This window comes from Bartonella sp. AD24XZML (assembly GCF_042196485.1).
Lineage (GTDB): Bacteria > Pseudomonadota > Alphaproteobacteria > Rhizobiales > Rhizobiaceae > Bartonella.
In genome coordinates this window covers 1-9,470 of record NZ_JBHIQH010000108.1, presented here as the reverse complement: position 1 = coordinate 9,470, position 9,470 = coordinate 1, and the positions used below count along the sequence as shown (strand labels likewise).

At 43.4% G+C, this 9,470-nt stretch carries 7 protein-coding genes and 3 pseudogenes; all 10 read right to left on the bottom strand.

Going from position 1 to position 9,470, the window contains the following annotated elements; genetic code table 11:
• Positions 1-430, bottom strand: a pseudogene (locus ACFIMX_RS09835) (hypothetical protein); the annotation flags it as partial.
• Positions 430-1,485, bottom strand: coding sequence for a tail fiber domain-containing protein (locus ACFIMX_RS09830; RefSeq protein ID WP_375694402.1), 1,056 nt, complete (start codon positions 1,483-1,485; stop codon positions 430-432). The gene ACFIMX_RS09830 and the pseudogene ACFIMX_RS09835, both read right to left, overlap by 1 nt.
• A gap of 1 nt (position 1,486) precedes the next feature.
• A complete protein-coding gene (locus ACFIMX_RS09825) occupies positions 1,487-1,870 on the bottom strand; it encodes a hypothetical protein (protein WP_375694403.1) in 384 nt (127 codons plus the stop codon).
• A 41-nt stretch (positions 1,871-1,911) separates the two neighbouring features.
• Complete coding sequence (locus ACFIMX_RS09820) at positions 1,912-3,369, bottom strand: hypothetical protein (RefSeq protein ID WP_375639636.1); 1,458 nt, start codon at positions 3,367-3,369, stop codon at positions 1,912-1,914.
• Positions 3,369-4,067, bottom strand: a complete 699-nt coding sequence (locus ACFIMX_RS09815) for a hypothetical protein (protein ID WP_375694401.1) — start codon at positions 4,065-4,067, stop codon at positions 3,369-3,371. Before ACFIMX_RS09815 ends, ACFIMX_RS09820 begins: the two co-directional genes overlap by 1 nt.
• A 72-nt stretch (positions 4,068-4,139) precedes the next feature.
• Complete coding sequence (locus ACFIMX_RS09810) at positions 4,140-4,580, bottom strand: hypothetical protein (RefSeq protein ID WP_375694400.1); 441 nt, start codon at positions 4,578-4,580, stop codon at positions 4,140-4,142.
• Between the two features lie 19 nt (positions 4,581-4,599).
• Positions 4,600-5,745 (bottom strand): N4-gp56 family major capsid protein, encoded by a 1,146-nt coding sequence (locus ACFIMX_RS09805; RefSeq protein WP_375694399.1) that lies wholly within the window; start codon positions 5,743-5,745, stop codon positions 4,600-4,602.
• Between the two features lie 98 nt (positions 5,746-5,843).
• On the bottom strand, positions 5,844-6,755 hold the full coding sequence (locus ACFIMX_RS09800; protein ID WP_375639631.1) for a hypothetical protein: 912 nt from the start codon (positions 6,753-6,755) through the stop codon (positions 5,844-5,846).
• Positions 6,756-6,766: 11 nt separating this feature from the next.
• Positions 6,767-8,822, bottom strand: a pseudogene (locus ACFIMX_RS09795) (portal protein).
• Positions 8,807-9,470 (bottom strand): annotated as a pseudogene (locus ACFIMX_RS09790) (PBSX family phage terminase large subunit); the annotation flags it as partial. The pseudogenes ACFIMX_RS09790 and ACFIMX_RS09795, both read right to left, overlap by 16 nt.

The window sequence follows — 9,470 nt, the reverse complement described above, 5'->3', positions numbered from 1 at the left end:
TTGATGCAACACCTCCCTGCTCTGAGAAGTCATGCTTTTGTTGCTCTGGCGCCTCTTGTATCTTAACAGTATCCTTTGAAACATCCGGTAATGGAGGCATTTGGCGCTTTAAATCATCCGTAGACATAATCAATTCTGCTGGCGTTTTTTTCCCAACTTCTCCTCCTCCTGTTTGAGCACCGCGAATAAGCTCTGTAGGACTCAATTTTTGTGGAGTATTATCCCCATTGCTCGCATCAAAAGGGTTTGTGCTAAAAGCAGCACGTTCTAAAAAACTTGGCTTGTATCGCCCTTCCAACGGCGTGCTTGGAGGCGTAGAAAGCTGTTCGAACAAATGCTTTGGCAATTGAGGTATGACCTGATACATCAAGGGACGCAAAAATTTTGGATCAAACAACTTTAAAAGAGAATTTGTGTTTTCTTGTTCCATCACTGTACCCTTTCCATCTCAAAGCCAAGCTTGCCATAATCCACATGCAAAAAGCCTGTCGCCTTATGCAAGAAAACAGCTTCTGGCTTTGACTTCAAAACATCCTGCGCCATTACACCGCGATAGCGCTCTGGGTGCCCCTTGTAGTTGTATTCATAGAGTTTATAGCCATTTCTCTGCCCAGCTTCTCTGATGTTTTCTTTTGCTCTGATATCACTAAGCCCAGCAAAAGTACCAAGGATAGTTCCAACATTTCCAACAATCTCCCACGGATTAGGTTTTGGCTGTGGAGTCAATGTCGTCATTTGTCCTGTTCGCGTTCCATAATTTCCAGCAACAGCCCCACCAGCTGTAAGCAACTTACTTAACTGGTCCCAATCAAGATTGTTCTGCTGCTCCCATTTTTGCCGCTCTTCATCTAATTGCCGTTGATGATTGGCATCAAGTACACTCCCTCCCGTCAACGCATTAAGATTTGCCTGACCTTGACCTTGAAAGAAGTTATTGGCACCCGCCAACTGATTTTGGTTTGCTTGATCAATGAGACCATTGGCATTCATCATATTGTTGACATCTTGGTTATATTGCTGTGATAGAGCTTGTGTTGCTATGCCCCCCAATTCATTAGCCAAAACCCCAGTATGCGCCCCAGAACCATAACGCCCAGCACCTGCCAATGAACTATTAATAGAGCTTGTTGCCTTATTTAATGTGTTTTGAAGCGCTTCATCAAAGTAAGGGTTATTGCCTATTTGTTGCCCTGAAGCCATGTTCTTTAAGTTTTGGCTTGTTGAATTTTGCCCTGTGGCTAATCCATTTAAATAATTGTTATCATAGTTATACGTATTATTGCTAAGCCCATTAATCGCATTCTTTGTTTGATCACTTAAACCCGCAACACGCTGCCCGTCATAAACGGCTTTTCCGCTGCCTTGGTTATAAAAAGTCATGGCATCTTGAGCGGCGTGTTCAAAAATACCTTTTGCCCATGCAGGGGGTTCATTTGTTTGCGTCGTGTTTTGGGTATTCTGGATTGGTTTAGAACTTTTTCCCATATTAAAGCTGCTTTCTATATTCTAAAAGATTAACGAAATATCCATGCGATTTAAGAGATTTTTCCCACCCTCGCCTGCCTATGATGACAAGCTCTTTTGCCCCTTTTTCCTTGTAATAAGCTTCAATCTGAGTGATAAGCTTTGTTAAGGGTGCTCCTCCCTTTCCACCAAGCGTGACAACAACCGCCCTTAATGCTCCAGTGACGAGTTCTTGTAACTGTGTTGTGACATGCGCCATAAAGTTTTCATGCGCATCAACGATAATCCAAAGAACTTTTTCTCCATTCAAAATATCGTTTAAAATGGTTTCTGTATTATAATCATCAGGGAATTTTTGATTAAAATAAGCTATCGATTTTATGACATTGTCAAAATAGGGCGCCATTTGTTCAGCGCTCCATTTTTCTGTATTATAGATCTTAAAACTCATCTTATGCCCGCGGGTTTCAGCGTTACATCAAAGCCTGTTATATGTGTCCATGGTGTGCCTTCTGGTATTCTCAGACGCAAAGCGTGATAACGCGCCCGTGAGCGGATATTATACATCCCAATATTATAGCCGGCATAACGCTCTTTAGCCCAATTTAATTGGTTCTTGTTATCAATGATAAAAGCCGCCCCAACACTTAAAAAACCATTTGTTGTATCCGCTTGAACAAAAGCCTCACTCATCAGGTTGATTTGCCTGCCCGTATCCCCCACAATTTGTGAAGCAATAACTGCTTCCATCGGAGGACCCGCAAAAAAACCAAATGTGTTGTCTGGCGTAAAAGCTCCCAAAACAGGCGCACCATTTTGCCACATCTTACTATCAAGAGAAGCTGGTAAATCTTTCAAGCTCTCTTGTACTTCGTCTAAGCCTTCTAATGTATAACCGGCTGCAAAAAGGGGAAATAAGAGAAGGTTTTGCCCCTTAATGACACTCCATATTTGCAAAAGCCAATCATAAACATAAATATGCATCCCTTCAGTGTTATCATTGATAGAAAAATAAACACGAGAATAGACCGGATCAATACATGCCCTCATCTCATCAATGGCAAAGTTATTGTAAAGTGTGAAGATGGTTTTATCGACTTTACCAAAGCCTATAGGGAGCATTTCACCAGCACTGTTGATTTGATAAAAACCATCATCAGAGACAAAGAAAGTACAGTCTCCACGGCTTGCAATTGCTGTGCTGCTTTTCGCACCTATTTTGTCTTTTATTTTTGCAAAACTGAATATAATTTTAGAGCCTGGTACAAAGGTTGCGTGATAAATGGCGGAGCGCATGAAAATAAGTGGATTTGTTGATTCCGTAGACCCTTGAACATATTCTCCATCGGGAAAATCTTGATAATCGCAACTTTTCTCCCCAACCGTCCAATGTGTCGCATCATTCAAACCGGACCACTGAACACGGTTTGGCTTATCTGTTAATTGCATCAGGCAAACAAAATCACCCCACACACGCACAAGTCCAGCACGCGGGGGATTACCGCTCAAATCACAAAACCTTTCATCCGTTTTTAACGAAAGCATTTGTGGTGGGTCATTGCTATTAACAGCAATGATATGATCACCAAAGGAGGCAAAAGACCAAAGTGCAGTCTCATTGGCGTGATATTGTGTGTGAGGTTTGCTAATGTCTTTCCAGCCGCGCGTGCTGTTGTCATATTCATAAAGTTTTGTTGGTGCCCCCACAATGATGCGAACACCACCCAATGAGCGCACCGCATAGACCCCCAAAACCACATCCGGAAAAGGATCTGAGACCGGCGCCACAATAGGAAACGGAATATACGAATTTGGTGCAGGTAAAACGTTCACAATCTCACTAGAATAACCACTATTAATAAATGCAACATCTGGTCTATACTCAGCAATAGGAATAAAGGTCATCAGAAATCCGTGTGTTGAATTTTTAACAAATTCTTGCGCCGTGATGTTTCAATTTGTAGCGCATCGAGTTGCTCTTGAAACATGGCAAAAGCTGCCGCTGCCATCTGTGGTTCTTTAATAATATTGGTATAAATTTCATATTTTGCACGCGTTTTGATCAGTTCATAGGCTTCTAAAAACCATATGGACGCTTCTTGTGCACTCTCAATATCTTTTATTCTTATAGGGTCAAGAATAAGCCTGATAGAATAAACTCGCTCTGGTGTTGGATACAATACAAGCTTTTGTTCAAAATAAGCATAGCGTGTAGGCATGCCATGGCTACAATCATCCTCAAGATTCTCAATAACAAGAGGATCTACCTGCAAAAGCTTTGCTTTGCTGTGATTATCTTCATAAACGTAAGCATCAACAATGCGAACAGCCCCTGTTATAGAGGGATGTGCCTCGGCGCCATAACGGCTTTTGCCCTTTAGAGTGGTAAAAACAACTTCGCGGCTTTCATTGAAATAAAAAGGCAATCGTTCACAAAAGCGAATAGCCGAAAATATCGCCCTTTGCACTTGATCAACATACTCATCTGTTTGATCATCTATTTCATCCTGAATATCGTTTAACATCTGGATAAAATTTTTATCCCAAGGAGTAATGGTCTGTTTGTCTCCAATCGGACCACCTGTCTGTACTATTATTGTCATATCACCCTCTTCCAAATGTCTTGGGGCATCTTGTATAGGAGGGGGACGCAAGCAATAAACGCCCCCTTGCCTTTAACGATTAGTGTAAAACTCAACAATCACCTCAGCATCACCTTTGGTGCTTTGCTTGTCTCGTGTCATGTAAATCGTATTTTCAGCCTCTAGCGGAACATCTCGTTCCTCCATAGGTAGGGTCACATTGCCGGTGTAAGATTGCAAAAGCTTTGTTTCTCCATAATCATTGCCATTAGGTTCTTTTCCAAATATAACTTTTACATCTTCAAAATCCGTCATGGTATAAACTTGAATTCTTTTTATCAAAGCCCCACGGGGTAGAACACCAATTTTCGTTATCAGCCCTTGATCTGTACATTTAACACGCGCCCGTAAAAAACTAACCTGCTGCGTAGAGTTGTTACGTCCCTGCAAAACAGGTGGCAATCCCTCATCTGTCATCTCAACAGTCTCAACGGTCTCAACAGGTTCCTGTGTAATTAGCGATTTTTCTGCCATAATTGTCATCCTTTAATAATTAGCTTGCTTCAGCAAAAGAAGGGATGACAATGGTACCAAAATCCTGTCCCCCTTGATCAGAATGAGGCAAGGTGTAGCGTGATTTTTTCATGCCGATAATGGTCTTTGCCGCCAAACCAAATTCACGTTGATAATCAAACAATTCTTCAGCAAGTTTATAACGTGTACCACCCTTTTTATCATCACCTCCTGTTGCACCATTGCCAACGCGCCCATAAGCCATGATGATACTTTGCGCACCAAGCAAAATAGCACGACGAACAGAAGGAACAGGCTCTTGTGTCTTTGAATTAACACCATTGGGGACATGTTCAGCTTCACGCAAAATAACACCATTATACATCCCTAAAGAACCATTAAAAATTGGGTTCTTAACTCCAGAGCCATCATAAGCTGCCTTGGTAATGTCTAACCATTGACCACTCTTTGTATTGGTACGCAATTGAGTTACCTGTATTGGGTGGAGATACATCACATATGCCGATTTCCCATCAACACGAACCGGGCGCAAACGTGGATTAGCAAGTTTAGCGCGTTCAACAGCCCGATCTATAAGATCTAATGTAAAAATATCATCTTTTGTAAGCTCTTCATCAGTCTTTTTCTTATTCGGACGAATAACACGCAATTTGCTTGGCTCTGATGGCGCGTTAAAACCATAATGCACCGGTTTAAGCGTTATGTTGCGTCCTTCAAACTGCATCCATGGTGCTGTATAACCTGCTGCCTGAATGAAGAACATCAAACTTAAGCGATCTGCATACCAATCAACAAGCCCATCCTTTGCTTCCTGACGCAAACTAAAGGGAACACGCTGTTGATCAACAGAGCCTTCATATTTTATGCGCACCGCATGAGTAAGCTCGTTGATGTGCACCTTTTCATTCATAAATTGGAGTGCTTCTTCATTGCCTTCCAGCGTTTGTCCCTCGCTAACGCCATCCCCCATCAGTTGAACTCGTAATCCACTCGTAACGGAGTCACCAGCACTTTTCCCTAGCATATCCAACACTTGGATAATGCTGTTTTTGCTCTCCCCCATCAGCGGTGCAATAGGCAACGCTTTTGAAGTTTCTGTGTTTAGCATCTTAGCCCAAACGCCAACGGCTAATGGGTCATTGAGCTTTACTTCTGTTACTGCCATTTCAATCAATGCCTTTCTTGGTTTTTAAAACTCGCCTTGCGGCTATCCCAAACGATAAAAATCACTTGGTTCTCTCTGTTGCGTCACCACGCACATCTTCAAGCTCTACTCATAATTTGTTCAAATTTTTTGGGATTTTTCTCAACCCATACAGCAAATTCGGCTTCCGGCATGGAAAAGAGCGTTCTCACATCCATACCGCCTGTTGGAACTTGCCCGCCGCGCGCTGTAAGTGTTCGCGCTGCTTGAGAGCGCTCTTGAAGGGTTTCCACTTCGTCCTTAACTGGCGCGCCACTATAGCCAAAAGCTTTCGCTTTTTGCACCAGCACCTCAATTGGGTTTATACCGGCTTTCTGACACTGCTGGCATATTTGGCGCAATTCAGCACCAATTTGTTGTTGCCGTGCTGCGGGGTCTTTCCATTGCGGATAAAGGCTTGCTTGCGCTTGTAAGACACTGTCTGCTCTTTCATAGAGATAGTCCGTGATACTGTCTAAATCTGGATATTTATCTTGTACCTGCGCTTTTGCTTCCTCGAAATAATCCCCTAATTTTTGGCGTTCATATTCCTCTTGACTCATGCGCTCTTGGCTCTCTCTCATATGAGAAAACTCATCAAGCAATTTCTGTTGTTCTTGTACCTTATGACTAAGCCATGCAAAATGTGCTTTTGGGTCGTCTTCTAGGGAGGGAATATTTTCCTCACGGCGGCGCGTGATTTCTTCCTGCATTGCGGCATATTTTTGCGCAAGTTCAATAGCCAATTCACGCGCTTCAATGGCGCTTTGTTCTGCCTTTTGGCGTGCTTGCCGCTCTTGCTCTAGTTTATCAGATTCTATTACATCAGAATTTGGCTGCTCTTGAAGTGGTTCTACAGCTGGTTGTTCAGAACTTTCCTCTGCATCAAAAACTTCCTCAACTTGTTCAGGCTCGACCAACTCAACAACATTATCACTGGCAAAATGTTCATCATAGATTGCTTGTTCTTCAGGCGTAAACTCTTCTTCCATATTCTGTCCCTTCAATGTGCTATTATATTTTTTGTCAAAACTCGATAGTGTTCCAACTGTGCCTGTAAAGCTTTGCGTTCTAAATCACGCTGCGCTATCTCATTTTTTGCCTGTTGCAACTCAAGCTGCATGCGCGCTTGTTCTTGTTTCAAGAAAAGTTCGATATTTTTCTGCTGCAATGCCGCTTGTTTCTGCTGTGCATCAAGTTGATAGAGTGTGCTCTTTGCTTGCGCTTCTTGCTGTAAAACAGCAATCTTTGCTTGTTGCTCTGGAGTTAATTGTGCTCCTTGGCTTTGTTGCATCATCTGCTGTTGCTGTTGTTCTTGTTGTGCCTGCTGTGCTTTTGCCGTTAAATTTGCTACCAATGTTGCCGGTAGTGGGGAAAGCTTTAAAAGATCTGGAATCATCTCCGGTGTTAAGAACCCACCAAGCAATGGCAACATCTGCGTAATTGTCGCAAAAGTTTTCTCTTTTTCATTGGGGCTTGTCGGTGAATCATCAACAATAATGTCGTATTCAAGCGTTGTGACAGCTTCACGTGTTAATGGAACATACTGCGCATTCTCTTGTCCAGAAATACGTACCAGACGCCCATCAGAGAGATAATTCTGAATGAGATAAAGGATAATCTTTCCCTGCCTACACCGATAAAGCTTGAGATTGTCAAACAGCCCCGCAAGCAAATTAAGCGTTGATTGCCGGCGTGTGTTTTCCAGCACATTTGCTTGGTTGACCTCCCGTGTTCCGATAAACTCAGCTGATAATCCTGTTACATGCGTTATCGCTTCACGCGATTCATTAAACAGCTGAAAAAATCCATTGGGAAATTGTGCACTTGGCTTTGGTTGAATTTTCCCTCCTATAAGCGCGCCATTTTTAACCCAAGTAATCGTATCCGTTCGCGCCCAGCTTTCCATAGCTTGGCGATCATCATCGAAAGCGCCTCGTTCTGCCATCAAGCCGCCCTTAGACTGGCTATTAAGGATATAACATCACTTGGCTAAAATATTTATTCGACCATTTTTGTGGATCTTTTGCGGGGCGAACAATCCCGTAAAACTGGTTTTTAAGCTTATCCAGCGTGCCCGTGATACACTCCCACCCAAGTTGCCCATCAGGTGCTAATGGCTTATCGGGCTTTGCTAAAAGACGTCGTCCTAGAAAAGCGCGCCTCACCACTTTTTTATTAAAACACACCCCTTGTAGTTGTGGCATCACCCTTTGAAGCTGTTCAAACTCCTGTTTGCTATAGTTGCGCATCTGGCCGGTTTGAAGATCAGGTGCCTTGTAAGTGGTCTCATATTCAAACCAACGGCATTCAACCAGCGTAACATAGCGTTTCCCAGAACACGGATCTGAGAGAGAAGTCGCATTGGAGTCATCTTGATACGCATCAAGCGACACATGAGAATCCTCAGAAGCGGTTGTACTATCGATAGCCCAATCGGCGTTAAGATCTTCAACAGCAACATCAGGAAAAAGACTTTTAGCATCCTCAACAGATTTACGATCAACATACCACATACGCTGTGCGTCAATGAGATTTGGTCTTACAGCATTGGCATCCCAAACCATTTTTAAGGGATCTAAACGTTGAACAGCAGGTATCCCTTCGGGATCTGTATCATAATCAAGCCGCGTATCTGTCCAGCCCATACCGCAAATGACCATATCCTGAAAAGCATCGGAATCGGCATATTCCGCCTCCGCCTCATCACGAAACCATTCTGCTGCTCCAGTAAGCAATTCATTGGGTATTGCTGCTCCCATTTGCCGTGGTTGAAACTGTACTTCGCGCTTATTATTACGCTCCGCTCCAACAATAGCATTCACAAGGGGCGCAATGCGGTTAAAAGTCATGACAGGACGGCGTTGCTCTTTTAAAACCGCAAGATCTTCCTCTGCCCATTGACGACCATTATAAAAATCAAAATCTTCACGCGCCTGTTCACGCCATTTATTGACATGTTCAATATCTTCTGCGTACCAAGACTTTAAACGCTTATAGATTTCATATTCATCGAGGATTGTCGTTTTTTGAAAGTCTTGATCTAGAATGCCATCCATGATGCCGCTTCTCTTTCCATCGTGTAATAACGCTCTTGCTTGGGTTTGACACTGGGTGCTTCATAGACAATGCACATTAAACCAAAGGCATCCGCCCCATGGCTCGACCAATCATGCTCTGCACCCAAACCAATGCCGCGCTTCTCATCCCATTTCTCGTGATACCAATTCAGTGCTTTGCGCCCTGCTACCGTCATCTCTTCATTAAACCAAACAGACGGCAAAATACGCCGCACCGCCTCTATTCGCATCTTAACCGCCCCCGCCCCTTGATTAGGGATTACTTGCGTTTCAAAACCCGCATCATTTAAAGCACTCTCAAAACTCACATTGTGCACACGGTCTCTCGTCGCACCATCATGGGGTAACACCATCAATGCCTTCTCATAACCATTTTGACGTAACCAACCGATATGTTCCGATAATGGCTGTCCCTGTGCTTCGTAATAATTAAGCACTCTGATTTCTCGCCCCACAAACTGTGCTATCCATATCGCTGTTGCATCTGCCTTGGCGCCCGTACCCCCAATGTCCCAAAAAGCCCGTATCTGCATTAAAGGGTCACGCGCAACACGCCCTATCCGCCCCTCCTGCTCGGCTGCCAACATTTCCCTCTGATAATAAGCGCCTTGAACTGCTGTAAGATAA

What these genes read in the sequence shown, in the direction of transcription:
- ACFIMX_RS09805 (WP_375694399.1), bottom strand. Translation starts at nt 5,745, where the DNA reads ATGGCAGTAACAGAAGTAAAGCTCAATGACCCATTAGCCGTTGGCGTT.
- ACFIMX_RS09815 (WP_375694401.1), bottom strand. Translation starts at nt 4,067, where the DNA reads ATGACAATAATAGTACAGACAGGTGGTCCGATTGGAGACAAACAGACC.
- ACFIMX_RS09820 (WP_375639636.1), bottom strand. Translation starts at nt 3,369, where the DNA reads ATGACCTTTATTCCTATTGCTGAGTATAGACCAGATGTTGCATTTATT.
- ACFIMX_RS09825 (WP_375694403.1), bottom strand. Translation starts at nt 1,870, where the DNA reads ATGGCGCCCTATTTTGACAATGTCATAAAATCGATAGCTTATTTTAAT.
- ACFIMX_RS09830 (WP_375694402.1), bottom strand. Translation starts at nt 1,485, where the DNA reads ATGGGAAAAAGTTCTAAACCAATCCAGAATACCCAAAACACGACGCAA.
- ACFIMX_RS09800 (WP_375639631.1), bottom strand. Translation starts at nt 6,755, where the DNA reads ATGGAAGAAGAGTTTACGCCTGAAGAACAAGCAATCTATGATGAACAT.
- ACFIMX_RS09810 (WP_375694400.1), bottom strand. Translation starts at nt 4,580, where the DNA reads ATGGCAGAAAAATCGCTAATTACACAGGAACCTGTTGAGACCGTTGAG.